This window comes from Arsenicicoccus sp. oral taxon 190, from assembly GCF_001189535.1.
GTDB lineage: Bacteria > Actinomycetota > Actinomycetes > Actinomycetales > Dermatophilaceae > Arsenicicoccus.
The window spans coordinates 700,472-722,515 of record NZ_CP012070.1; the positions used below are offsets into that span (position 1 = coordinate 700,472).

28 protein-coding genes are annotated in these 22,044 nt (G+C 72.4%); 16 read left to right on the forward strand and 12 right to left on the reverse strand.

The genetic code is table 11. The annotated features are described in order from the left end of the window. Positions 1–253: 253 nt before the first annotated feature. Together ADJ73_RS03270 and hisC are read right to left on the reverse strand one after the other, a co-directional pair. Entirely contained in the window at positions 254–1,435 is a 1,182-nt protein-coding gene (locus ADJ73_RS03270) for a hypothetical protein (protein WP_156188092.1), read from the reverse strand. A gap of 65 nt (positions 1,436–1,500) precedes the next feature. Then, complete coding sequence (gene hisC, locus ADJ73_RS03275) at positions 1,501–2,619, reverse strand: histidinol-phosphate transaminase (RefSeq protein WP_050347078.1); 1,119 nt, start codon at positions 2,617–2,619, stop codon at positions 1,501–1,503. 42 nt (positions 2,620–2,661) lie between these two features. Here hisC and ADJ73_RS03280 point away from each other — a divergent pair, with 42 nt between their 5' ends. Continuing rightward, complete coding sequence (locus ADJ73_RS03280) at positions 2,662–3,054, forward strand: phage holin family protein (protein WP_050347079.1); 393 nt, start codon at positions 2,662–2,664, stop codon at positions 3,052–3,054. A 120-nt stretch (positions 3,055–3,174) separates the two neighbouring features. Here the strand turns inward: ADJ73_RS03280 and ADJ73_RS03285 are convergent, their stop codons facing one another. The 3 genes from ADJ73_RS03285 to ADJ73_RS03295 are packed head-to-tail and all read right to left on the reverse strand — an operon-like array spanning position 3,175 to position 6,090. Continuing rightward, the gene (locus tag ADJ73_RS03285) at positions 3,175–3,942 is read right to left on the reverse strand and encodes an NUDIX hydrolase (RefSeq protein ID WP_253272651.1); all 768 of its coding nucleotides are present in this window, start codon (positions 3,940–3,942) and stop codon (positions 3,175–3,177) included. After that, positions 3,939–4,997 (reverse strand): alpha/beta hydrolase, encoded by a 1,059-nt coding sequence (locus ADJ73_RS03290; protein ID WP_050347080.1) that lies wholly within the window; start codon positions 4,995–4,997, stop codon positions 3,939–3,941. The genes ADJ73_RS03285 and ADJ73_RS03290 overlap by 4 nt, the downstream gene beginning before the upstream one ends. 7 nt (positions 4,998–5,004) lie before the next feature. Then, a complete protein-coding gene (locus ADJ73_RS03295) occupies positions 5,005–6,090 on the reverse strand; it encodes an EamA family transporter (protein WP_050347081.1) in 1,086 nt (361 codons plus the stop codon). Positions 6,091–6,206: 116 nt separating this feature from the next. Between ADJ73_RS03295 and ADJ73_RS03300 the strand changes: the two genes are divergently transcribed. From ADJ73_RS03300 to ADJ73_RS17435, 5 genes are all read left to right on the forward strand, one after another. Further along, positions 6,207–6,749 carry a CGNR zinc finger domain-containing protein gene (locus tag ADJ73_RS03300; protein WP_050347082.1) on the forward strand — a complete coding sequence of 181 codons (543 nt, stop codon included), beginning with the start codon at positions 6,207–6,209 and terminating at the stop codon, positions 6,747–6,749. Positions 6,750–7,025: 276 nt separating this feature from the next. Next, on the forward strand, positions 7,026–7,415 hold the full coding sequence (locus ADJ73_RS03305; RefSeq protein WP_050347083.1) for a YciI family protein: 390 nt from the start codon (positions 7,026–7,028) through the stop codon (positions 7,413–7,415). Next, positions 7,415–8,671: an RNA polymerase sigma factor gene (locus tag ADJ73_RS03310; protein ID WP_050347084.1), complete on the forward strand. Its 1,257-nt coding sequence runs from the start codon at positions 7,415–7,417 to the stop codon at positions 8,669–8,671. Before ADJ73_RS03305 ends, ADJ73_RS03310 begins: the two co-directional genes overlap by 1 nt. A 10-nt stretch (positions 8,672–8,681) precedes the next feature. Then, positions 8,682–8,942 (forward strand): VOC family protein, encoded by a 261-nt coding sequence (locus ADJ73_RS16445; protein WP_253272748.1) that lies wholly within the window; start codon positions 8,682–8,684, stop codon positions 8,940–8,942. Beyond that, positions 8,863–9,066, forward strand: coding sequence for a VOC family protein (locus ADJ73_RS17435; RefSeq protein ID WP_253272652.1), 204 nt, complete (start codon positions 8,863–8,865; stop codon positions 9,064–9,066). The genes ADJ73_RS16445 and ADJ73_RS17435 overlap by 80 nt, the downstream gene beginning before the upstream one ends. Here the strand turns inward: ADJ73_RS17435 and ADJ73_RS17245 are convergent. Next, a complete protein-coding gene (locus ADJ73_RS17245) occupies positions 9,030–9,515 on the reverse strand; it encodes a hypothetical protein (RefSeq protein WP_050347086.1) in 486 nt (161 codons plus the stop codon). The genes ADJ73_RS17435 and ADJ73_RS17245 overlap by 37 nt on opposite strands. An 85-nt stretch (positions 9,516–9,600) precedes the next feature. On the opposite strand from ADJ73_RS17245, the gene ADJ73_RS03325 reads away from it, so the two are divergent. Continuing rightward, positions 9,601–10,422 carry an acyl-CoA thioester hydrolase/BAAT C-terminal domain-containing protein gene (locus ADJ73_RS03325; protein WP_050347087.1) on the forward strand — a complete coding sequence of 274 codons (822 nt, stop codon included), beginning with the start codon at positions 9,601–9,603 and terminating at the stop codon, positions 10,420–10,422. A 4-nt stretch (positions 10,423–10,426) separates the two neighbouring features. On the opposite strand, the gene ADJ73_RS03330 is transcribed toward ADJ73_RS03325, so the two are convergent. Further along, positions 10,427–10,753, reverse strand: coding sequence for a glyoxalase superfamily protein (locus tag ADJ73_RS03330; RefSeq protein WP_050347088.1), 327 nt, complete (start codon positions 10,751–10,753; stop codon positions 10,427–10,429). 370 nt (positions 10,754–11,123) lie between these two features. After that, entirely contained in the window at positions 11,124–11,738 is a 615-nt protein-coding gene (locus tag ADJ73_RS03335; protein ID WP_253272653.1) for a dihydrofolate reductase family protein, read from the reverse strand. A 31-nt stretch (positions 11,739–11,769) separates the two neighbouring features. On the opposite strand from ADJ73_RS03335, the gene ADJ73_RS03340 reads away from it, so the two are divergent. The 6 genes from ADJ73_RS03340 (at position 11,770) to ADJ73_RS03365 (ending at position 15,991) form a co-directional block, all read left to right on the forward strand. Beyond that, on the forward strand, positions 11,770–12,339 hold the full coding sequence (locus tag ADJ73_RS03340) for a TetR/AcrR family transcriptional regulator (RefSeq protein WP_050349230.1): 570 nt from the start codon (positions 11,770–11,772) through the stop codon (positions 12,337–12,339). Positions 12,340–12,467: 128 nt separating this feature from the next. Continuing rightward, positions 12,468–12,965 (forward strand): nucleotidyltransferase family protein, encoded by a 498-nt coding sequence (locus ADJ73_RS03345; RefSeq protein ID WP_082177110.1) that lies wholly within the window; start codon positions 12,468–12,470, stop codon positions 12,963–12,965. Positions 12,966–13,034: 69 nt separating this feature from the next. Beyond that, a complete protein-coding gene (locus ADJ73_RS03350) occupies positions 13,035–13,688 on the forward strand; it encodes an MOSC domain-containing protein (protein WP_156188287.1) in 654 nt (217 codons plus the stop codon). Between the two features lie 151 nt (positions 13,689–13,839). Beyond that, the gene (locus ADJ73_RS03355; protein ID WP_050347091.1) at positions 13,840–14,343 is read left to right on the forward strand and encodes a helix-turn-helix domain-containing protein; all 504 of its coding nucleotides are present in this window, start codon (positions 13,840–13,842) and stop codon (positions 14,341–14,343) included. After that, positions 14,340–14,930: a PIN domain-containing protein gene (locus tag ADJ73_RS03360; RefSeq protein WP_050347092.1), complete on the forward strand. Its 591-nt coding sequence runs from the start codon at positions 14,340–14,342 to the stop codon at positions 14,928–14,930. The genes ADJ73_RS03355 and ADJ73_RS03360 overlap by 4 nt, the downstream gene beginning before the upstream one ends. A 227-nt stretch (positions 14,931–15,157) precedes the next feature. Beyond that, positions 15,158–15,991: an LLM class flavin-dependent oxidoreductase gene (locus ADJ73_RS03365; RefSeq protein ID WP_082176712.1), complete on the forward strand. Its 834-nt coding sequence runs from the start codon at positions 15,158–15,160 to the stop codon at positions 15,989–15,991. A gap of 10 nt (positions 15,992–16,001) precedes the next feature. Here ADJ73_RS03365 and ADJ73_RS03370 read toward each other — a convergent pair whose 3' ends face one another. Further along, positions 16,002–16,568, reverse strand: a complete 567-nt coding sequence (locus tag ADJ73_RS03370; protein ID WP_050347093.1) for a GNAT family N-acetyltransferase — start codon at positions 16,566–16,568, stop codon at positions 16,002–16,004. 204 nt (positions 16,569–16,772) lie between these two features. Here ADJ73_RS03370 and ADJ73_RS03375 point away from each other — a divergent pair, with 204 nt between their 5' ends. Beyond that, complete coding sequence (locus ADJ73_RS03375; RefSeq protein WP_216593665.1) at positions 16,773–17,102, forward strand: hypothetical protein; 330 nt, start codon at positions 16,773–16,775, stop codon at positions 17,100–17,102. 176 nt (positions 17,103–17,278) lie between these two features. After that, the gene (locus ADJ73_RS03380; RefSeq protein WP_050347094.1) at positions 17,279–17,779 is read left to right on the forward strand and encodes an OsmC family protein; all 501 of its coding nucleotides are present in this window, start codon (positions 17,279–17,281) and stop codon (positions 17,777–17,779) included. On the opposite strand, the gene ADJ73_RS03385 is transcribed toward ADJ73_RS03380, so the two are convergent. Beyond that, entirely contained in the window at positions 17,753–18,652 is a 900-nt protein-coding gene (locus ADJ73_RS03385; protein WP_050347095.1) for a GNAT family N-acetyltransferase, read from the reverse strand. The two genes, ADJ73_RS03380 and ADJ73_RS03385, sit on opposite strands and share 27 nt — an antisense overlap. 275 nt (positions 18,653–18,927) lie before the next feature. Between ADJ73_RS03385 and ADJ73_RS03390 the strand changes: the two genes are divergently transcribed. Beyond that, entirely contained in the window at positions 18,928–19,248 is a 321-nt protein-coding gene (locus ADJ73_RS03390) for a DUF2853 family protein (protein WP_050347096.1), read from the forward strand. A 55-nt stretch (positions 19,249–19,303) separates the two neighbouring features. On the opposite strand, the gene ADJ73_RS03395 is transcribed toward ADJ73_RS03390, so the two are convergent. Together ADJ73_RS03395 and paaN are read right to left on the reverse strand one after the other, a co-directional pair. Further along, positions 19,304–20,224, reverse strand: coding sequence for an alpha/beta hydrolase (locus ADJ73_RS03395; protein ID WP_253272654.1), 921 nt, complete (start codon positions 20,222–20,224; stop codon positions 19,304–19,306). A 77-nt stretch (positions 20,225–20,301) separates the two neighbouring features. Then, positions 20,302–22,011, reverse strand: a complete 1,710-nt coding sequence (paaN, locus tag ADJ73_RS03400) for a phenylacetic acid degradation protein PaaN (protein WP_050347097.1) — start codon at positions 22,009–22,011, stop codon at positions 20,302–20,304. Positions 22,012–22,044 lie beyond the last annotated feature (33 nt).

Genomic DNA, 22,044 nt, shown 5'->3' on the forward strand with positions numbered 1-22,044 from the left:
TTCGATCCGTCGGGCCGCGCAGGGTCGCTGCGCAGACCGGGCTCGGGCCACGCGGGGCGGGGTCTCCGCCCAGGCTCGGTCGTTGCGCGGGTCGCGCGGGCGGACCGGGCCGGCCGATCGTGGCGGTCGACGCGCCTCGGTGGACGCTTTGGGCCTAGCGAGGGCAGCGTACCTGCCGGGGCCGCGTGTGTCTGCCACGGCCCTGCCCCGGGGCAGCTGCGAGCCGCGTCGCGGGCGGCCGTCACCGGCGGCGTCAGGGCGTGCTGGTGCGTGCGGGGGCAGGCGGCGTGGCCGTGCCCGTAGTCGTGCCCGTCGTCTGGGCCGTCGGACCAGCCGGTATGGCGCTCGCGGCGCCGCCTCCCGCGCCGGAAGCGCCCGAGCCGGCGCCCCCGGCACCCGAGCCGGCGGCCGGAGCCCCGGAGGTGGGGCTGGGCGTGGTCTCGCCACGGGGCTGGGTGGTCGGGGACGGCTGCGGGGAGACCCCCGGCGTGGGCGACGCGGTGACCGTGCTCGTGGGCGCAGCCGTCGGCGTCGGGGTGCTCGGGGTCGTGCTCTCCCCCGGGGCGGGCGACGTGGGGGTCGACGGGCCGGTCGGGCTGGGGGGGGCGGGGGCCGGGGCGGACCCGCCGGTGGTGGGCGCCCCCGAGGTCGGGTCGGTCGGGGCCGGGGTGGTCGGCTCCGGGTCGGGCTCGTGGGCGCGTCGCAGCCAGTCCCCCGGGTCGGGGTTGGTCGGTGAGGGGACGTCCGGCGGGCTGGAGGGGGTCCCCGGCCAGGCTCCGGGGCCGGCCGCGAGGTCGGTGCCCGGCTCGGCGGGCGCCATCATCAGCGTCAGGGTGGGGGCCGGGGCGGCGAGCGCGATCAGGGGCGACTGCTCGAGGGGGGTCGCTCCGCCCGGGTCGACCCCGGCGGGCACGAGCTGGGCCGCCCTCACCAAGGCCCCGAGCAGGCTGTCGCCGCTCAGACCGGTGAGGGGCGCGGCGACCTGGATGACGGGCGCGACGTCGCGCAGCGCCGCGAGCCGCCGTTCGGCCGGGTCGAAGACGACCTGCTCGAGCACCTGACCGCGGGGGGCCGCCGACAGGATCGACGGCAGCGCGATGTCCAGGGACGTGTCGGGGTCGGTCGCCTCGGTGCGCTGCGGCTGCTGCACGATGAGCGGCACCGCGCGGACCCGGTCGGGCCGCGCCGCGAGGGTCCCGGGAGCCCCTGCGGAGGACGCGGACGCCAGGTCGTCGGCCGCGGTGGCGGCCTGGGCGAGGGCCCGCGACGGCGGTGCCCCCGCACTGCCGTGGGCGCCGCCCAGGGTGCCGGTGGACAGGCTCAGCGCGGCCAGCACCGCGGTGCTGCCGACCCCGAGCGACGCCAGCGCGAGGGTCGGCCGCCAGGCCGTCCCCCCACGTCGCGTCCGCCCGTCACCAGGCCCAAGGTTCCCCACGAGTCCCATGGTGGGTCACGCCCTGGGCACCAACAAGTGAAGTCGGGGTAAACCGTCCACCGTGACTAGTCATCGGGCTGGAGGCGCTCCCGCAACCCTGCGGCCAGCTCGAGCAGCCGCGAGTTGGCCTCGGGCTCGGCGATGGTGACGCGCACCCCGTCGTCGCCATACTGGCGCACCACCAGCCCGGCGTCCCGACAGGCCTCGGCGAGCTCCGTGCAGTGCTCACCGAGCGGGAAGTAGATGAAGTTGGCCTGCGTGTCCGGCAGCCGCCAGCCCTGGGCGGCGAGCCCCTGGGCGACCCGCTCCCGCTCGGCGACGATGGCCTCGACCCGCTCGTCGAGCTCCGCGAAGAGCCCGAGGCTGGCGACCGCCGCGTCCTCGGCGATCCGGCTGACGCCGAAGGGCAGCGCGGTCTTGCGGAGGGCCGTGGCGACCTCGGCAGGCGCCACCGCGTAGCCCACGCGCAGCCCCGCCAGCCCGTAGGCCTTGGAGAAGGTGCGCAGCACGGCGACGTTGGAGTGACGGCGGTAGACGTCCAGCGCGTCCGGGGTGTCGGGGTCGCGGACGAACTCCAGGTAGGCCTCGTCCAGGACCACCAGCACGTGCGGGGGCACCTTGGCCAGGAAGGCCTCGAGCTCGTCGCTGTGGACGGACGGGCCGGTGGGGTTGTTGGGGCTGCACACGATGACCAGGCGGGTCCGGTCGGTGATGGCGTCGGCCATGGCGTCGAGGTCGTGACGGTGGTCGGCGGTCAGCGGCACCGGCACGCCCACCGCGCCCGCGAGCGCCGTCACGATCGGGTAGAGCTCGAACGACCGCCACGCGTAGACGATCTCGTCGCCGGCGTCGCAGGTGGCGGTGACCAGCTGGGTCAGGACGCCGGAGGAGCCGGTGCCCGTGGTGATGTGGTCGTGCGGCACGCCCAGGAAGTCGGCGAGCGCCTGCGTGAGCTCGGTGACCGCCATGTCGGGGTAGCGGTTCATGGTCCGGGCGGCGGCCGCGACGATCTCGAGGACGCCGGGCAGCGGCGGGTAGGGGTTCTCGTTGCTGCTGACCTTGAACGTCGTCATCCCCGCGATCTCGGGGGCGGGCCGGCCGGGCGCGTAGGCAGGGACCCCGCCCAGCGCCTCGCGCAGACGGACGGGTCGAGGCTGGCTGGTGGCGTCGTCGGCAGCAGTCATGGTGCACACCTTAGGCCCGGCCTCGCGTGCCACCATAGGCGCATGAAGAACTTCGCGATCAAGACGCTCGTCAACGGCATCGCGCTCTGGGTGGCGGCGATGGTCGTGTCCGGCATACACCTCGGGGAGGACAAGCCGTCGCTCGCCACGCGACTGGTCTCCATCCTCCTGGTCGCCATCCTCTTCGGGCTGCTCAACGCGGTGGTGAAGCCGATCGTGAAGCTCTTCTCGCTCCCGGCGATCATCCTCACGCTGGGGCTCTTCACGTGGGTGATCAACGCGTTGATGCTGCAGCTCACGTCGTGGCTGGCCGGGCCGCTCGGGCTGGACTTCCGGGTCGAGCACTTCTTCTGGGACGCGATCCTCGGCGCCCTGGTGGTGGCCTTCGTCTCGCTGCTGCTCAACATCCTGCTGCCCGACGCCGACGAGCTCTGAGCCCCCGCACCGTCCGCACCGCGCACCGTCCGCCACCCCCCACCGTCCGCCATTGGTCACCAATGCCGCGATGGAACGTTCATATGGGGCCTGATCCGTCCATTGGTGACCAATGGACGGTCAGGGGCGCGGGCGCCCGTCGATCAGGTATGCCGTCCCCCTGCCCCGCGGGGTCGCCGCGAGGTGGTTCAGCAGGGTGACGACGTAGGGGGCGCAATGCTCGGCGACCTCCCGCGGCGTCGCCCAGTGGACCGCGCGGATCTCGCGGGGCTGCACGGTGATCCGTCGCTGCAGCTCGTCGGGGTCGTGGTCGCCGCCGTCGAAGACGAACAGCGTCGCGTCGCTCCACCCGCGGTAGGGCGGGAGCCAGTCGACCGCGAGGAGGTCGCCGACCTGCAGGTCGATCCCGAGCTCCTCGGTGACCTCCCGCTCGGCGGTCGTCGAGGGTGGCTCACCGGGGTCGACGATGCCGCCGGGCAGGTCCCACTCCCGCTTGTAGGTGAGCTCGCACAGCAGCACCCGGCCCTGCGGGTCGCGCAGCAGCGCCTGGGCGATGTTGCGCTTGGTGGGCATCGTCGTGTTGAGCACGCCGAGGAATCCCTCGCGTGTCTCCGGGCCCGGGTCGTCCGCCAGGCGGGCCATGACCACGACGTCCCCGTGCCTGGGGCCGAGGCCGCGCAGCACGCCTTCGCGGCGCAGGCCGAGGCGGGCCGCCAGGCGGTGGGTGCGGGCGTCCTCCGGGGCGTGGTGCACCTGGATGCGTCGCCAGCCGCCCTCGATGCCGGCCGCGAGCCGCGCCCGGAGGGCCTCGACGTCGGCGAGCTGGTCGGGATCGGCGCCCGCGAGGTCGAGCTGGACGACGCCGGGCGCCACTTCGTGGACGATCACCGGCGCACCAGCAGGTCGCGGACCGCCTCGCTGACCTCGATGACCAGGTCCCGGCTCGCCCTCGACAGGCCCATGGCGTTGATGTCGCCGTGGGTGCCGTCCTCGTCGACGCGCAGCGTCACGGGCACCCCGGCCTCCTCGAGGCGGGCGGCGTAGGCCAGGCCCTCGTCGCGGAGCACGTCGAACGCCGCGACCAGCACGTATGCCGGGGGCAGGCCCCCGAGGTGGCGAGCCAGCAGGGGCGACGCGTCGGGGTGGCCGGCCTGCTCCGGCTCGCGTAGGTAGTGGTGGGAGTACCAGTCCATCGTCGCCTCGGTCAGGTAGTAGCCCTGGGCGAACAACGTGTAGGAGCGGGCCTTGCGGCTCCAGTCGACGACCGGCGTGAGGAGCACCTGCAGGTCGGGGCCGCCGGCCTCGTCCTCCACGGTGCGGTGGCACACGACGGCCGCGAGGTTGCCGCCGGCGCTGTCGCCCATCACGGCGACCGGCGCGTCCGGCGCGGCGTAGTCGCCGAGGTGGTCCCGCACGTGGCGGAAGGCCGCCACCGCGTCCTCGACCGCGCACGGGAAGGCGTGCTCCGGCGCGAGGCGGTAGTCCACCGAGACCACGACGCAGCCGGAGTAGCGGGCGAGGAAACGGCATACGGGATCGACGGTGTCGAGGGAGCCGGAGACGAAGCCGCCGCCGTGGAAGTAGACGACGACGCCGGGGGCGGGCCGGTCGGGTCGCGGGTTGTAGACGCGCACCGGGATGTCGCCGCCCGGCCCCGGGACGGCAGCGTCGCGGACCGACGCGACGTGCGGGCGGTGGCCGAAGAGCCACGCCTCGGTCTCCATCTCGGCGCGCCACTGCTCGGGGGTGAGCTCGGCGGCGTCGCTGCCGGGCGACACCTCGAGCAGCCGGAGGGCCGCCTGCACGTCACCGCGCAGGGTGTAGCCGTCGACGCGCCGTGGTCGCCCGGCCACGGCCCGGATCACGGGAGCGGGCAGCCGGGCGAGGCCGCGCAGGACGGAGCGGGTCGCGCGGAGGGTCACCGGAGGGCGGGGCGAGGACACCCCTCCATCATGCCCGGGACTCGCCGACCTTGACCGTAGCGACGCCCGCGAGGATCAGCGCCCCGCCGGCCAGCTGGACCAGACCTGGCAGCTCGCCGAGCAGGATCCACGCGAAGATCACGGCGAAGACGACCTCGGTCAGCCCCACGAAGGACGCGACGGTGGAGCCGAGGCGCCGGGTGGCGGCGACGCCGAAGGCGTAGGCCACGGCGGCGGCGACCACCGCGAGGCCGGCGATCGGCACCCAGACCGGCACGGTCAGGCCAGCGAGGACCGCGGGGGCCGTGGAGGCGACCATCGGGACGAGACCCACCAGGCCGGAGAGGGCGAGGACCGCGGCGCCGACGAGCATGCCCCCCGCGGCGAGGGCGATCGGCGGCAGGCCCTTGGTCTCGCGGGCGCCTAGGAGGAAGTAGGTGGCGTTGCAGCAGGCCGCGGCGAGGCCCCACAGGAGGCCGACCGGGTCGATGCCGATGCCGCCGAAGAGGTCGATCACCAGGGCCAGGCCCGCCATCGCGAAGGTGGCGCCGAGGAGGGTGGCGGGCGCCGGGCGGCGGCGGGTGCGCAGCCAGAGGTAGCCGACGATGAGGATCGGGGCGAGGTACTCCAGCAGCAGAGCGACCCCGACCGACAGGTGGCTGACGGCGTTGAAGTAGAAGAGCTGGCTGCCGGCCACGGCCACGAAGCCGTAGCCGAGGATGATGCCCCAGTTGTCGAGGAGCGCGCGGTAGCGGCCGCGCAGCACCCAGGCCGCCGGCAGCGCCAGCGCGAGCGCAGCGCCGGCCATGCGGGCGGTGACGGCGGCGCCCGGGGACCAGCCGGACTCGAGCAGGGCCTTGGCGAAGGAACCGCTGGTGGCGAAGGCAGCCGCGGAGATGAGGGCGAGGACGAGCCCGTGCGAGCTGCCCCGGCCGGTGCGGGCCTCGGTCGCCTCGGCGTCGGAGACGGGCGGGAGCGCCTCGGCGACCTCGAGGTCGCGCAGGTCCATGCCGTCGACCGGGTCGGTGAGGGTCGGGTCGAAGGCGCGGGGGACGCGGGTCTCCTCGACGGGGGTGGCGCGGGTGGCGCCGGCGGTGCTGGTCATGGCGGTCATGGGGCACTCCTCTCGGGCGTATCAGGGCACGGCTGTCGTGACGCACGACAGCGGGCGTCATCAGCGAAACGGGATTACGCTGATGACGCTAGACCTGGGCGACGTAAGGAGTCAAGATGACTTTTGCCCATGACACCCGTGACGCTCTGGTATCGATGGCCGCCCTGGTCAACACCGGCGTCGAGCCCGCGACCCTGAGCACGCGGGAAGACCTCGAGGAGTTCGTGGCCGAGTTCGGCTACACCGGGTCCCGCACCCACGACGAGCGGGAGCTGGCAGGCGTCATACGACTGCGCCGCGAGCTGCACCGACTCTGGGAACTGGACGAGGAGGGCGTGGTCGGCCTCGTCAACGAGCTGCTCGCGCGCTACCAGGCGCTGCCCCAGGTCGTCCGCCACGAGGGATGGTGGGACTGGCACCTGCACGCGATCTCCAGCTCCGCGCCGTTGGCGGACCGGATCGCGGTGGAGTCGGCCATGGCGATGGTCGACGTCGTGCGGTCCGGCGAGCTCGACCGGCTGCGGGTGTGCGAGGCCGAGGACTGCTCGGGCGTGATCGTCGACCTGTCCAAGAACAGGTCACGCCGGTACTGCGAGCGCGGGTGCGGCAACCGCATGGCCGTCCAGGCCTACCGCTCCCGCAAGACCTACCGGGGGTAGGAGAATCGACCGGCCTTCTTTGACCAGGTCGATGTCGCGAAGGCCGGCTGATCTTGCCCTGGACTCCGTCGTCGACGCAGTACGCCACGCGGAGACGGGTGCCTCATTCGAGCTGCAGTCCCGTGGCATCAAGGTGCACGACGACCTGACCATCGTCGCCACACAAGCCACGGCCCGCCCCACCGCTTCTGCCCCACGGGATGACCCGGCTTGTCGATCCGGGGCGTCCTCGATCGTCATGATGATGACCACTCCCTCCGGAACCAGGAGCCAGCCATGCCCGACACCGCCCAGCCCGACCGCGACCTGACCCGCTACGTGGTCTTGCTCGTCGACTACGCCGATCCCGCCAAGCGCGGGTGGAGCGACTTCGACGAGGCCGAGCAGCGCGAGGTGATGGCGCAGCACGAGACCTTCGCCCGGGCGGTCACCGCGCACGAGCGGGTCCGGATGGTCGCGGGCGAGGCGCTCGCCGGCGCCGACGACGCGACCGTCCTCCGACGTCAGGGCGACCGGACGATCCTCACCGAGGGGTGCTACGCCGAGGCGGTCGAGCAGATCGGGGGGCTCTACCTCATCGATGCGCCCGACCTCGACACGCTGGTCGGGTTGCTCGAGCTGATGCCGACCTACGTCATGGAGATCCGTCCCACCCTGGATGTGTGATGGACCCGGTCGAGGCAGCGTGCCGCGAGCACTGGGGGCGCCTGCTCGCCCTGCTCGCGGTCCGCTGCCGGGACCTCGACCTGGCCGAGGACGCGCTGGCCGATGCGGTCGAGGCCGCGCTGCGCACGTGGCCCAAGGACGGCACCCCGCGCGAGCCCGCCGCGTGGCTGCTCACCACTGCGAGACGCCGCCTGATCGACCAGCAGCGCGCAACGGCGACCGCGCGTCGCAAGGTGCCCCTGCTCGTCGTGGAGCAGATCGCGCGCGAGCGCAGCATCGCGAGCCCGGTGGAGCAGGCGGTCCTCGACGCCGACCTGCCCGACGAACGACTGCGACTCCTCCTGCTGTGCTGCCACCCCGCCCTCTCGCCGGAGGCCCAGGCCGCTCTTGCCCTCCGGCTGGTCTTGGGCTTGCCGACCTCGGAGGTCGCGCGCCTGTTCCTCCTCCCCGAGCCCACGATGGCCGCCCGGCTCACCCGGGCGAAGCGACGCGTCGCCCGCTCGGCCATCCCACTCTCCCTGCCCGACCGCGACCACCTGCCGGCGCGGGTCGAGGCCGCGGCACGCACGGCCTACCTGTGCTTCACGGCGGCCTACGCGCCCGGCGAGGGCCCGGACTTGCTGCGCGCGGACCTGGCCGGCGAGGCCGTCCGGCTGGCCCGTCTCCTCGTCGAACTCGTCCCGACTCAGCAGGTACCGCGCGCCCTGCTGGCCCTGCTCCTGCTGCAGCACGCCCGCCGCGACGCCCGCGTGGACGGGCAGGGCGGCCTCGTATTGCTCGTCGACCAGGACCGGTCGCAGTGGCGGCGCGCCGAGATCGCCGAAGGGATGGGCCTGCTCGCCGCGGTGACCCCGGACGCGTCATACGCGCTGGAGCTGACACTGCAGGCACAGATCGCTGCCGTGCACGACGTCGCGCCGACCTCCGAGGACACCGACTGGCGCACCATCGTCGACCGCTACCAGCGGCTGGAGGCGCTCACCGGCAGCCCGGTCGTGCGGCTCCACCGCGCGGTCGCCGTCGCCGAGTCTGATGGCGCGGCAGCGGGACTCGCCCTCCTGGACGACCTCGACGACCGGCTGCCGCGCAGCCATCGGGTGCCTGCCGTGCGGGCCGAGCTGAACGCCCGGCTGGGCCTGACGGGCCGGGCGGTCGAGGCGTATGACGACGCCCTCCGCCTGTGCCGCAACGACGCTGAGCGCGCCTACCTGCGGTCGCGCCGGGACCGGTTGGGGTGTGTCAGTGCCCCTCGCTAGCGTGGGGGCCATGACTCGCGTCGCGCCGCTGGCCTCCATCTCGATCGACTGCCCCGACCCCGATGCTCTCGCCACCTTCTACGCCCAGCTCCTCGGCTACCAGGAGGTGTTCGCGCTGCCCGACCGCAGCGTGATCTGCCTAGCCGGGTCCGAACCCGGCCCGGCGCTGACCCTCATGCGCGTCGAGTCGTATGCCGCCCCCCACGTGGCCTCACGGACCTCAGCACCAGCAGCTGCACCTCGACCTGGCGGCGGAGGATCTCGATCGTGACGTCGCCGCCGCCGTCGCGATCGGCGCCCGCCTGGCCGACCACCAGCCGATGCCGGACCGGAGGCGGGTCCTGCTCGACCCCGCGGGTCACCCCTTCTGTCTCAGCGTCGTCCGCCCCGACTGACGCAGCCCGCAGGAGGACTCATGCGTCTCGTCGTCTCCCTGGACAGCCGATCGACTGGTGATGGCCCGCGGGGACGTGACCTGGTCGCCGTGTTGAGGCAAGACGGTGTCGTCATGACTACGGACGCGATCGACGTGCGCCTGGGCCCACGATCGTATGGCGAGCCACCCGCACCCCTCGTCGGTGGTGATGTTTTTGCCAAGGTGGCCCGGCCCCACCTCATGCCCCGCCCCTGCGACCGTGTCGAACAGCTCGTCGTGGATCAGGTGCACCTGCCGCAGGTTGGGCGTGCTGGCATCCTTGGCCACGCGACTGCGGTGCTTGACGGTCACGCCGGCGTGCGCATCGCCCTCCACCCCGATGCCCTCCACCAGGGTTATCGAGTCCACCGGCTCCTTGCTGAAACCGTGGACCCCGCTGCGCTGAACTGACCTCACGACGCTCGCCATGCCTCCATCCAAGCCGACGCCGCGCGCTCCAGCATCAGTGACCATGGATTCATGACCGTGTCCCGCACTGATCTCCCTGCCCGCCATGGCCGTCCGAGCTGACAACCTGTGCTGGGCGCGCCCCGACTCCCCCAACGGCACCGGTGCGCTGGTGCTTGCCGGCTCCAGCGGCCGCATCGACACGGGCCGCGTGCAGATGCTGGCGCGGCGCGGTGTGACGGCGCTGGGGATGCGCTGGTTCGGCGGCGAGGGTCTCCCGCGGGTGCCGCTGGAGGTGCCGCTCGAGGTCTTCGTCCAGGCTCTCGATGAGTTGGCTCGTGAGTGCGATCGCCTTGTCGTCCTTGGTCTTTCGTATGGCGCGGAAGCTGCGCTCCTCACCACCGCCATCGATCGACGACCGTCTGGCGTAGTGGCGTTCGCGCCCACCGATGTCGCGTGGGAGGGCCAGGCCGGCGCCGATGACGACCCGGTGCGCAGCAAGTGGACGTGGCGCGGCCGGCCCGTGCCGTTCGTGCCGCTCGACCGGGGCTGGGAGCCGCCGCCTGGGAAGCCGGCTTTCGTAGGCCTTTACGAGCACAGTCGCGCGCTGGCGGGCCCAGTTGCGGTGGCGGCGGCGACGATCCCGGTGGAGCAGATCGCGGGCGAGGTCGTCCTGGTCGCTGGTGGCGACGACCAGGTGTGGCCGTCGGCGGCGAGTGCCACCCGGATCGCGGCTCGCCGCGCGCAGGCAGGGCTGACGACGACCGTGGTCACCGACGCTCGGGCCGGCCATCCCGTCGTGCTGCCCGGCGAAGCCGCACCCAGCCTCGACCGGCCCTACCAGGTGGGTGGTGACGAGGGGGCTCCGCAGCGCCTGGGCCGAGCCGCGTGGCCGCACATCGCCCGCCTCCTCGTCATCGAGCCCTGACGGCTCAGGCGCGTTCCCAGAAGACGACCGTGTTGCCGAAGGGGTCGGTCACCGTCATCGTCAAGCCCCAGTCGTTGCCCTCGAGGCCTGGGCGCGCGTTGCGATAGGCCTTGTCGACGAGGTGTGCCTGCAGGTCGCGGATGCCCGATGTCGTGATCATGACCTTCGCTCCGGGCGTCGCGTCACCGTGGTGCTCGGACAGGTGGAGGACGCGCCCTTCTCGCGCGACCTGGGCATAGACGGGCAGGTCGGGCGCGAACTGATGCTCCCACTGCCACTCGAAACCGAGGAAGGCGCAGTAGAACTCGCGCGCCAGGACGCGGTCGAACATTCGCAGGACCGGGATGACGCCTTGGCTTCCCACCTCATCCCCGGACGCGGCCCCCGGCGCGCATGCCACAAACGTGTTCCAGTCCCGGAAGCCCGCGACGTGCGCCACCTCCTCCCTGACCTGGGAGTGAGTCAGCTCGGAGCGTCGGCTCAGCGTCTAGGCCAAGGCCTTGGCGTCGTCGGTGGTGACCATGGTCAGCCTCTCCGCGCGCGGCCGGGTCTCTGCGTTGCCAGACGTAGCGCTCAAGGTGTCAGATCGTCCTACGGATGGGCAGGACCGGTCGTTCACCACAAGCGCAGAGGGCAGGCCGACCGGGGCCGCCACCACGTTAGCGCCCCGACCAGCGTCGTGCGATCCCTGGGCCACCTCCCTATCTGCACCGATAGGTGAGGAGCACAACGCCACTAGGCAACGCCTCGACCGCGACGAGGCGGCAGGCCTTCGGTCCGCCCGGGGCGGGGAGCAGCGGGGTGCCTGAGCCGAGCATCACGGGGTTGACCTTGATCTGGATCTCGTCGATCACCTCGACCAGCTGGGCTGCGAGAGTCCCGCCCCCGCACAACCAGATGTCCTTGCCCGTCTCGCGCTTCATCGTCTCGACCTGAGATGCGATGTCCCCCGTCAGCACCGTCAGACCTGAGCACTCAGGCAGGTCGTCATGCGTCACGACGACCTGCCGAAGGTGCGTGTACGCACCATCGCACCAGCCCGCAGCCAGGGCAGGCTCGAAGGTGCGGCGCCCCATGACGACGGTGTCGAAACGACGTGGCGTCGCGGTGACACCGAGCGATTCCCGCAGCGGGGCTGGACAGGTCTCCGGGTACCGCTCGAAGAGCGCAGCCACCGTCTCCGGCGCTTGCGGGAAGGCGCTGACGCCACCTGCGTCATCGGCGATGAAGCCGTCCATCGAGACAGCCACGTAGTAGACGAGGTCACGCATGCCGCTCCAATCACTACAGTTGTTCTGGTTGCCGAAGTACAACACACGTGGCAGTTGAGCGTCTATGGTTGTCCACGTGGTCGCCAACCCCGCACGCCGTGCCGCCGTCCTGGACGCAGCGCTCGAAGTCCTCGGTCGCGACGGTGCACGCGCCGTCACACATCGAGCAGTCGACGTCGAGGCCGACCTCCCTGCGGGGACGACAGCCAACTACTTCCCTTCGCGCGCGGACCTTCTCACCGGCATGGCGTCGCGCATCTTCGCGCTCCTGGCGCCGGCAGAAGACCGCCTGGCCGACCTGGAACGACTACCCTCTGACCACGCTGGGCCGGAGTATGCCGCGTACGTGGTGGAGCGGCTCCTCGCCCGACCCACCCTGGCCCGGGCCCTCCTCGAGCTGCGGCTCGAAGCGTCCCGCAACCCCAGCGTGGCTGAACCCCTGACGACATTCCTCCGTGACGGTCTGGACGCCGACGTCGCCTTCCACACCGACCGCGGCCTACCCGGAGGGCGGGATCACGTCATACGACTGCATCACCTCGTCAACGGGATCCTCCTCGACGCACTGACGGTGCCCCTCGCTCCCGAGCGGGATCCCCTCGACGAGGTGCGCCTCGCGGCGACCGCGCTGGGCGGCGGTTCGTGACCCCCGGAGACCGAGGCCCGGCGGGCGGCATACCGGCCTGGACGACGGCGGATGCCCGGGCTCCTTCGCAGCAGTGGGTCGTCGATGCCGTGCGTGCCGACCCCGTGTGCGCTGCGATCCTCGACCGTATGCCGTCCCTGGGGCTGGCCGAGTGGTGGCTGACGGCCGGCGCTGTGTTCCAGAACGTCTGGAACGCCGTGGACAGTCGCCCGCCCGGCTACGGCATCAAGGACTACGACATCTTCTACTTCGACGACTGTGACCTGTCGTGGGAGGCCGAGGACGCTGTCATCCGTCGAGCTGCTGACCTGTTCGACGACCTGGACGCCCGCGTCGAGATCCGTAACGAGGCACGCGTACACCTCTGGTACGAAGCGAAGTTCGGCACCCAGATCGCGCCATACCGCAGCGCCGCCGACGCGATCGACTCCTTTGCCTCGACCACCTGCTGCGTCGGCATCACCCGTGACCGGGACGCTTTGCGCGTGCACGCCCCCTTCGGACTCGAGGACGTCCTCGCCCTGCACATGCGACCCAACCGCCGGATCGCGCCCCAGCACGTCTACGAGACCAAGGTGGCCGAGTACCGCTCCCGCTGGCCATCCCTGACCCACGACCCCTGGTGACAGGGGGCAGCTAGCCTTCGCGTCACGGACATCACGGTGCGAGCACTGCGGCGGTACCCCGTGAAGTCGATGGGTGGCGAGTCCCTGGGCACCGTTGATGTGGATGCCCGCGGCCTCGTGCTCGACCGCTGGTATGCCGTGACGGACCGCGAGGGATGTTTCGCGTCCGGCAAGGACACCCGCAGGTTCCGCCGACGCGATGCGGTCTTCGACTACCGGGCCGCCGTGAGCGAGAGCGGCGTCGTCGTGACGGGACCGGAGGGGAGCTGGCTGGTGGGAGACGAGGACCTGGATCATCACCTCAGCCGACGCATGGGGACGCCCGTCATGGTGCTGCCCGAGGCCGACGTCCCGCACCAGGACATGGGGGCCGTGTCGGTGGTCGGGACCGCCACCCTCGAATGGTGCCGCAGCCGGTGGGACATCGACGCGGACCCTCGCCGCCTCCGTGTCAACGTGCTCCTCGAGACCTCCGAACCCTTCGTCGAGGAGACCTGGGCGGGACGCGAGATCTCCCTGGGCTCCGTGACTCTCGTCGGGGCACAACGGATCCCCCGCTGCCGGATGGTGGACGTCGCCCAGGACGGCGCCATACCGGACGGGAGGTGGCTCAAGCCGCTCGCGGCCGAGCGCGACATGTTCCTGGCCATGTATGCCGACGTCCGCACGCCCGGCACGGTCGCCGTGGGTGACCTCGTCACCGTGTCACCAGCGCCGAGGTGATCGGCCGGCGACGCAGGCAGCGCGAGGCGCACCGGGTGCCGGATCACGGTCCCGGCGGCGAGGTCGGGCGCCCTCACCTTCTCAGGGCGCGGAGCAAGAATTCGACGCCCCGATTCCGTTCGAATATTGCGAAATGACGTACGCTTCTCACATGACCAGCGCTGCCCACGACCGACTCACCGTCCTGCCACCTGAGGACCTCGAGACGATGCTGGACCTGTCGACGTTCCTGACCCAGCACGACCAGCCCGCCGCTCTCGTGGGCCCAGACGGCCAAACCGTCCCGCTCCCGCTGGAGGCGTACCGGGTCCTCGTCAATGCCGCCACCGCCATGCGTGCGGGCAAGGCCATCACCGTCGCCCCCGTGGATCAGCTCCTGACCACCCAGGAAGCGGCGGACTTCCTTGGCATCAGCCGACCCACCCTCGTCAAGCTCCTCGAGTCCGGGCGCATCCCCTTCGAGCGCCCCGCCGCCGGCCGCCATCGCCGCGTAAGACTGCAGGACGTCATCGACTACCAGGACTCCCAGCGGGCCGGCCGCCGGGCGGCCCTGGATGACATGACCCGCGACGCCGCGGACGCGGGCCTTTACGACAGCGTGCCCGACTACACCCAGGCCCTCGCTGGTGCGCGACGCGAGCACTCCCGGCAGTGAGCCGCTATACCGCGCTGCTTGACGCCTGTGTTCTCGTCCCGGTCGCCCTCGCCGACACACTTCTGCGCCTCGCCGAGCACGACCTCTACCGCCCGCTGTGGAGCGATCGAATCCTCGACGAGACGACCACCGCCATCGAGCGCGTCCACCCCGAGCTCGCCGACGGACGGGCGAGGGGACGCACGGCCGCGATGGCCTCCGCCTTCCCTGACGCGCTGGTCACCGGTTGGCAGGCGCTCGTCAACGGCATCTCTCTGCCCGACCCCGACGACCGACACGTCGTGGCCGCGGCCGTCCGAGGTCGGGCCGACGCCATCGTTACCGCCAACGTCAGGGACTTCCCCACCTCAGAGCTGAATGAGCTGGGGATCAGCGTTCAGCCGCCGGATTTGTTCCTCCTTGATCAGCTGGACCTCGCGCCGACGGCCACGATCGAGGCGCTGCACCGCCAGGCCAGCGCCACCCGGCAACCGCCCATCACACCCGAGATGCTGCTGAGGCATCTCGCGGCCTGCGGCGTGCCTGAGTTGGCCGCTGCTGCGCGCCGACAGCTCTGGCGACACACATCTGAACTCCCTCCTGCCTGAGCCGGGCCCACGCAGGAGGCCCGGACATGCCACCGGGCACACCTGAAGCACGGCACCTGATTTCACGTGCGGAGCAGTCGCACCGAAGGCGGCTCGTAGAGCTTCTCCTCCTCCCCTGGAGACGCGACCGTGGCTGAGGAGGCGCAAGGGGGCGGCATACCCACCTGACGCCGACCACCAAAGGGTGCCAGGCTGGGTCGCGCCAGCCCACTCCCTCGGAGGCCCCCATGACTGGATCCGCGCCGCTGCCCACCGTCGGTCTCGTCGCGCCGCCCGACCTGCCGCCCGAGCAGATCCTGCGCGTCGCCCAGACCGCGGAGGACTCCGGCGTCGACGAGCTGTGGCTCTGGGAGGACTGTTTCGCGACGTCGGGGCTCGGCCCGGCCGCGGCTGTCCTGGGCGCGACGACGCGACTGCGCGTCGGGATCGGCCTGATGCCGGTGCCCCTGCGCGCCCCGAGCCTGACCGCGATGGAGATCGCGAGCCTGGCGCGGATGTGCCCGGGGAGGTTCCGCCCGGGGCTCGGGCACGGCGTCGCCGACTGGATGCGCCAGGCCGGTGTGGGCGTCGAGTCCCCGCTGACCCTGCTGCGCGAGCACCTCACCACGATCGGGGCCCTCCTGCGCGGAGAGACCGTGTCGTATGCCGGTCGCTACGTCCAGCTCGACGACGTGACGCTGCGGTGGCCGCCGCACGAGGTGCCGTCGCTGCTCGTCGGGGGTCGCGGCCCCAAGACCCTGGCCGTCGCGGGTGGGCTGGCGGCCGGGGCGATCCTCGACGACGTGGTGCGCCGCGGCATCCCCGACGTCGACCGTCTCCGGGAGGCCGTCGGCCAGGTCCGGGCGGCGCGCGCGCAGGCCGGCCAGGAGGGCGAGCCCGAGATCGTGGCGCTGCTCCCGGTCCGCGACGACATCACCACCGACCAGCTGCACGAGCGCCTCGCGACCCTGCGCGAGCACGGCGTGACGACCGCGACGGTCGCGGCCTTCGACGACGACGGGTCTCCTGCCGGGGACGAGCGCGTGCTGCGCCTCGCCGAGCTGCTGGGCGCCGTGAGCTGACCGCCCGCGGTCAGGCGCGCCCGTCCTCGGCAGCCTCCCAGTCGCTGCCGAGCAACCCGTAGACCCAAGAGTCGGAGACGACGCCCTCGACGATGCAGTCCTGACGCATCGTCCCCTCGCGCACGAAACCGAGCTTCTCCAGCACCCGCGCGCACGCCACGTTGCGCGTGTCGACCTCGGCCTGGACTCGGTTGAGGTCGAGCGTCCCGTAGGCCCACCCCAGCAGCGCCCGTGCCGCCTCGGTCGCGACGCCCTGCCCCCACGCCGACTGCCCGAAGATGAGTCCGATGGCAGCGCTGCGGAAGTCGGGGTTCCAGCGCAGCAGCGCCACCCAGCCGACGCACTCGTCCGCGTCGCGCCAGGCGACGGCGACCCGCACCCCCGATCCGTCCGCTGCCCGCTGGCGGCTGCGCGTCACGAGCTGCAGCGCCCGCGACCGCTCCATCCACGGCGGCTCGTCCCAGTAGCGCAGCACATGCCGGTCGGTGTGCAGCGCCCACAGCGCGTCGGTGTCGGACTCGGCGAGCGGGCGCAGCACCAGGCGGTCCGTGTGCAGCGTCGGTGTCTCGAGGGCCATGGGGGCCATCCTCCCCGACGGGCCGTGGCAGCGCCTCCGGCGAGACCTCAGGGGCCGGTCAGGGTCGCACCGGATGTCACGGCCAGCGGGCACTCGGAAGTCTGGTGGTGGGCTCGGGCACGAGGGGGGACAGATCATGGGGGCACTGCGTCGGTGGATGCTGGGTCTTGCGGTCTTCCAGGCGCTGTCGACTCTGGTGGGTTCGTGGAGCTGCTGGCCGTGCCCCGATGGTTCGCGCCGATGCTCGACGGCACCGGTTTCGCCGGCCGTCAGGTGCTGGCGGCGATCTTGCTCGGGCTGGTCGTCGGGGGCCCTCAGTGGGTCGGCGTCGCGCTGCACCTGCGGCGGTCGCGGTGGTGGGTCACGGCGCACACCCTCGCGGGCACCGTCATGCTCGGCTGGATCGCGGGCGAATGCCTCGTGCTGGGCGCGTTCTCCTGGCCGCACGCTCTGTGGGGCGGCGTCGGCGCGCTCCAGCTGCTCCTCGTGTGCGCGTTCCTCGGCGCCTTTCCAGCCCGCTCGTCGGGCGCGTGACCCCCCGCCGGATCCGGCGGCGCCATCTCTGACACTCCCCTCCCCCGATCGTGGACGTTGGTGGTCGTCCCGTCGCACAAACCGACCACGCTGTCGGGAGGGGTGGATACCCTGCGAGCGACGAATGAGGCACGACGAATGAGGCACAACGACGGAGGCACGACGCAGGAGGCGCGATGGCCACGCACCAGCACACCTACGACCTGACCGTCACCTGGACCGGCAACCAGGGCCCCGGGACCAGCTCGTATGCCGCCTACGCCCGCGACCACGAGGTGACGGCTCCGGGCCTGCCCCCGATCGCGGGGTCCGCCGACCCGGCGTTCCGCGGCGACCCGTCCCGGTGGAACCCCGAGCAGCTGCTCGTCGCGTCCCTCGCCCAGTGCCACATGCTGTGGTACCTCCACCTCGCCGCCCGGGCCGGCGTCACCGTCGTGGCCTACGAGGACCATCCGCACGGGGTCATGACGACGGAGGCCGACGGGTCGGGTCAGTTCGAGCGCGTGACCTTGCGACCCCGCGTCACCATCTCCCAGGGCAGCGACGCCGAGGTAGCCCATAGGCTGCACGCCGACGTGCCGGCCCTGTGCTTCATCGCCCGGTCGGTGAGCTTCCCGGTCGACCACGAGCCCGCCATACCGATCGAGCAGTCAGCCGAGCCGCGATCCGGTGCCTGACCCGGGCGTGAGCGCCCGGACCATCTCCCACTGGCGCACCGGTGCGGGGTGCAGGCCCGCGCGGGCCGCGAAGTCGTCCAGCAGGCCTGCGGGGACGATCGAGATCACCCCGACCCGGCTGACCGAGGGGGCGTCGCCGACCACGCGCCCGGCCAGGGCGGCGAGGAGGCGCCGCGCGTGCCCGCGGCGACGCGCGCCCGGCTCGGTGACGAGCCCGAGGAGCTGCAGCGTCTCGCCCCGGGGGCGTGCGACGGCCAGTGCCGGCCCGAGGGCCCAGCCTCGCCACTGTCCGGACAGGCCGGCCAGCGAGGGCGCGGACAGCTGCCAGCTCAGGTCCGCCCCCGCAGCCGCGACGGCGTCCGCGACCCGGCCCGTCGGGACCGGCTGGAGGGCGACCACGTCGTCGGACGTGGCCCGACCGGCCAGCTCGACAGCCCCGGCCTCGAATCCCACGAGCTGGCGCGTGCGCTCGAACCCGCACCGCTCGTAGAGGCGCACCGCCGCGTCGTTGTCGGTCAGGACCTCCAGCCGCAGCTCCTCGCCGCGCGACTGCGCCTCTGCCACAGCCTGATCCATGGCCACGCGCCCCCACCCGTGACCGTGCAGCCCCGGCGGGACGCACATGCTGGCCACGCGCGCCCGGCTCCCACGGCGCGCCACGAGCACCGTGGCGACGACCGCGCCTGCCGACCACAGCTCGAAGGACGCGTGCAGGTCGATGTCCTCGACCCGCACCCGGTCGGCGAGCGCCTCGGCGTCCAGGGCGACGGGCATGGCATACCCGCTGAACCCGGCCGTGAGGTGCTCGGCGAGCACGGTCAGGGGGAGCTCGGTGACCCGCCGGACCTGGACGTCTGCGCTCGATGCCGCCACGCGGCCAGCCTATGACCCGCAGGATCGGCGGCAGACGCCGCCAGAGCGACAGACACTCACATGCACTTCGGAGCAACGCCGCAGGACGACTCTGCCCGGGAGGTCGTTGTGCATGCGAGTTCGCGGCCGGCCCCCTCATCGTGCCCTCCACCCCAGGTGCACGCCCGGTCCGACGTATGCCGATCGAGCGCGTCACGCCACGCCACCCCCCGCCATGCGCGTAGCGTGACGACGTCACCAAGGCACGACACCTTCCCAGCAACGGAGGAGCCAGCATGACCGACCACCACCAGAGCGTCCTGGCCTATGCCCCGCACGCCGACAAAGCCGTCATCGACAAGATGGCCGCCACCTATCGCCTCGCGCTGAGCAACCGCGACGCCGCCACGGTGTCCGCGAGCGATCCGGCCGAGCTCGAGACCGTCCGCGACAACTTCCTCAAGAAGAAGCTCGGCCTCACCCAGAGCGACGCCGAGCTGGACGCCGCCATCAAGGACGTCCTGGCGTCGATGAAGGACGGCAAGTCCAACCCGCGCCTCGCCGTCTACTACCTGCTGGCCGAGAAGTTCGGCAAGCTCGACGTCTTCAAGGGCTGACCAGCCACGATGTCCCGCCGGTCCCGCCGGTCCTGGCGGGGGCATCCGACAGCCCCTACCCGAGGCGTCCGGGGGCGGCCCCCGCCCCGCTCAGGAAGCCCGCCGCCCGCCGGATGTAGCCCGGCCGGTCCTCGAAGTAGGCGCCGCAGTGGTCGACGCCGTCGACGACCACGAGCTGCGATCCCTCCCCGGCCGCCTCCGCCAGGCGGTGCGCGTGCTCGACGGGGATCACGGAGTCCTCGCTCCCGTGCACGATCAGCAACGGGCGGGGCGCGAGGTCCCCGACGACCTCAAGGGGCTCGACCTCCCCGAACCCATAGCCGTAGCGCAGCCGCGTCGCGTGGTCGACGAGGGTCACGAGCGGCACGGGTGGCAGGCGCAGCGACGACGCCGCCGCGGCCACGACACCGTGCATGTCGGCGAAGGGGGAGTCGGCGAGCACGCGTCGCACCCGGGGGTCGCGCGCGCCGACCATGATCGAGGTGGCCGCCCCCATCGAGAAGCCCAGCAGCGACAGCTCGGCGTCCGGGCGCCGCGCGGCAGCCCACTCGATCGCCGCCTCGAGATCCTGCTGCTCGTAGTGGGCCAGCGACTGCGGCCCGTCGTCGGAGTCGCCGCAGCCGCGGAAGTCGAAGAGCAGCACCGCGAATCCCTCACGGTAGAGCCCCGGTCCGATCCCCAGCATGTCGGCCTTGGAGCCGCGGTGACCGTGCGCGACCACGACGACCTGGGTGGCCTCGGGCCGGTCGAGCCACCAGCCCGCGATCCGGGTGCCGTCGGCCGCGGCGAAGCGCACGTCCTCGCTCACCTCGCCCAGCCCCACCTCGAACGGCGTGAACCCGTAGGGCAGCGCCGGCCGCTGCGGCCCGCTGATCTGGCGGGCCGCCGCCAGCGAGCCGATCGTGCCCCCGACGAGAGCGGTGGCGGCGAGGGAGGCGGCGGCCCCGAGGGTCGTCATACGAGTGATGCGTGGCACGCGCTCATCCTAGGAGCGCGGCGTATGCCGCCCCGTGGCCACCGCCGTCCCACATGAGGGAGGGCGGCGGCCCCGGGTCAGACGTGGCGGCGCGCCGTGATCACCCGGAACCGGTTGGCCACGAACGCCGCGTCGGAGTACGCCGCGTTGGCGGCGGGGTTGGCGCCGGTGCCGTGGTAGTCCGAGAACGCCGCGGTCTGGTTGACGAAGACCTGGCCGAGGAGGTTCTCGGACAGGGCGACGCCACCGTCGGCGGCGGCCTCGCGCGCCTCCTCCAGCACGGACTCCGACGTCGAGTAGACCGACGCGGTCATCGCGCCGTGCTCCTTGATCGTGTCGCCGAGCTGGGCGAGCGACTGCTCGGTGGACTCGGTCGCGATGACGAAGGACACCGGCCCGAAGTACTCCTGCGTGTAGACGTCCTCGTGCCTGACGTCGACCTGCACGATGCCGGGGGTGCGGACCACGGCGTCCGGCCACGCCGGGTGGGTCACGGGCCGGGTGTCGAGCACGACCCGCCCCTCGCCCTCGGCGGCGATGTCGGCGAGCGACCCGGCGTTGGTGCGGACCTGGTCGTTGACGGTCGCGCCGAGGATCTCCACCGCCTTGGCGTCGTCACCGGTGAACCGCGCCACCGCCGCACCCAGCTTGTCGGCGAACTCCTCGACGGACAGGTGACCCTCGTCGGTGTCGACGCCGGTCTTGGGGACGTAGATGTTCTGCGGCGCCGTGCACATCTGTCCGGAGTAGAGCGACAGCGAGAACGCGAGGTTGCCGAGCATCGGCTTCAGCGCGTCGGTGGAGTCGACGACGATGGTGTTGACGCCGGCCTTCTCGGTGTAGACGAGCTTGCCGCGCGCCGCCGCCTCGGTCTCCAGCCACGCCCCGAACCCGGGCCCGCCGGTGTAGTCGATGATCGCGATCTCGTCGCGCTCGGCGAGGTCCTTGGCGAGCGTCCCGCCGTCGTGGTCCGCCGCGAGCTGCACGAGGGCCTTGTCGAAGCCCGCCTCCGCGAGCACCTCGCGCGCGACCGCCACGGTGATGGCGAGCGGCAGCACCGCCCGCGGGTGCGGCTTGACGACGACGGCGTTGGCGGTGGCGAGCGAGGCGAAGATGCCGGGGTAGGCGTTCCAGGTCGGGAAGGTGTTGCACCCGATCACCAGACCGACGCCGCGGCCGACGACCTTGTAGTCCTTCTGCATCCGGATCGGGTCGCCCTTGGCGGGCTTCTCCCACGTGACCGACGACGGGATGCGCTCCTGCTCGACGAGCGCGGCGACCACGGCCTCCAGGGCCCGGTCCTGCGCCTCCGGGCCGCCGGCCTGGAAGCTCATCACGAACGGCTGTCCGCTCGTGTGCATCACGGCGCCCGCCATCTCGAAGGACCGCTTGTTGAGCCGGTCGATGATCTCCACGCACACCGCGGCCCGGACCCGGGGCCCCGCGTCGCGCCACGCCTTCATGGCCTCGCGGGCCGCGGGCAGCGCCCGGTCGAGGTCGAGCACGGGATAGGTGATCTCGAGCGTCGGGCCGTATGGCGAGACCTCGTCGCCGACCCGATCCCCGCTGCTCGGCTGGTCGTCGAGCTCCGTGAAGGGGCGACCGAGGTGGGCGGCATACGCCTCCTGGCCGGCCTCGGCAGCGCCCTCGCCGTAGACCCGGGGGCTCGGCGAGGCCGGGTATCGCGAGTAGTAGCTGCGGGTGCGCAGTGCCTCGGCGGCCTCGTCGAGGGTGGCCGCGTGGGCGTCGAGGAAGGGATGGCTGGGCGTCGCTGCCTGGGTCGTCACGTGCCCGATCCTAACGAGCGGTTCCTCTCGCCG

Excerpts from the sequence above, each read along its gene's own strand:
- hisC (WP_050347078.1), bottom strand. The coding sequence starts at position 2,619 with ATGACTGCTGCCGACGACGCCACCAGCCAGCCTCGACCCGTCCGTCTG.
- ADJ73_RS03280 (WP_050347079.1), top strand. The coding sequence starts at position 2,662 with ATGAAGAACTTCGCGATCAAGACGCTCGTCAACGGCATCGCGCTCTGG.
- ADJ73_RS03295 (WP_050347081.1), bottom strand. The coding sequence starts at position 6,090 with ATGACCGCCATGACCAGCACCGCCGGCGCCACCCGCGCCACCCCCGTC.
- ADJ73_RS03300 (WP_050347082.1), top strand. The coding sequence starts at position 6,207 with ATGACTTTTGCCCATGACACCCGTGACGCTCTGGTATCGATGGCCGCC.
- ADJ73_RS03305 (WP_050347083.1), top strand. The coding sequence starts at position 7,026 with ATGCCCGACACCGCCCAGCCCGACCGCGACCTGACCCGCTACGTGGTC.
- ADJ73_RS03310 (WP_050347084.1), top strand. The coding sequence starts at position 7,415 with ATGGACCCGGTCGAGGCAGCGTGCCGCGAGCACTGGGGGCGCCTGCTC.
- ADJ73_RS16445 (WP_253272748.1), top strand. The coding sequence starts at position 8,682 with ATGACTCGCGTCGCGCCGCTGGCCTCCATCTCGATCGACTGCCCCGAC.
- ADJ73_RS17435 (WP_253272652.1), top strand. The coding sequence starts at position 8,863 with ATGCCGCCCCCCACGTGGCCTCACGGACCTCAGCACCAGCAGCTGCAC.
- ADJ73_RS17245 (WP_050347086.1), bottom strand. The coding sequence starts at position 9,515 with ATGGCGAGCGTCGTGAGGTCAGTTCAGCGCAGCGGGGTCCACGGTTTC.
- ADJ73_RS03325 (WP_050347087.1), top strand. The coding sequence starts at position 9,601 with ATGGCCGTCCGAGCTGACAACCTGTGCTGGGCGCGCCCCGACTCCCCC.
- ADJ73_RS03330 (WP_050347088.1), bottom strand. The coding sequence starts at position 10,753 with ATGTTCGACCGCGTCCTGGCGCGCGAGTTCTACTGCGCCTTCCTCGGT.
- ADJ73_RS03345 (WP_082177110.1), top strand. The coding sequence starts at position 12,468 with ATGCCGTCCCTGGGGCTGGCCGAGTGGTGGCTGACGGCCGGCGCTGTG.
- ADJ73_RS03350 (WP_156188287.1), top strand. The coding sequence starts at position 13,035 with ATGGGTGGCGAGTCCCTGGGCACCGTTGATGTGGATGCCCGCGGCCTC.
- ADJ73_RS03355 (WP_050347091.1), top strand. The coding sequence starts at position 13,840 with ATGACCAGCGCTGCCCACGACCGACTCACCGTCCTGCCACCTGAGGAC.
- ADJ73_RS03365 (WP_082176712.1), top strand. The coding sequence starts at position 15,158 with ATGACTGGATCCGCGCCGCTGCCCACCGTCGGTCTCGTCGCGCCGCCC.
- ADJ73_RS03370 (WP_050347093.1), bottom strand. The coding sequence starts at position 16,568 with ATGGCCCTCGAGACACCGACGCTGCACACGGACCGCCTGGTGCTGCGC.
- ADJ73_RS03380 (WP_050347094.1), top strand. The coding sequence starts at position 17,279 with ATGGCCACGCACCAGCACACCTACGACCTGACCGTCACCTGGACCGGC.
- ADJ73_RS03390 (WP_050347096.1), top strand. The coding sequence starts at position 18,928 with ATGACCGACCACCACCAGAGCGTCCTGGCCTATGCCCCGCACGCCGAC.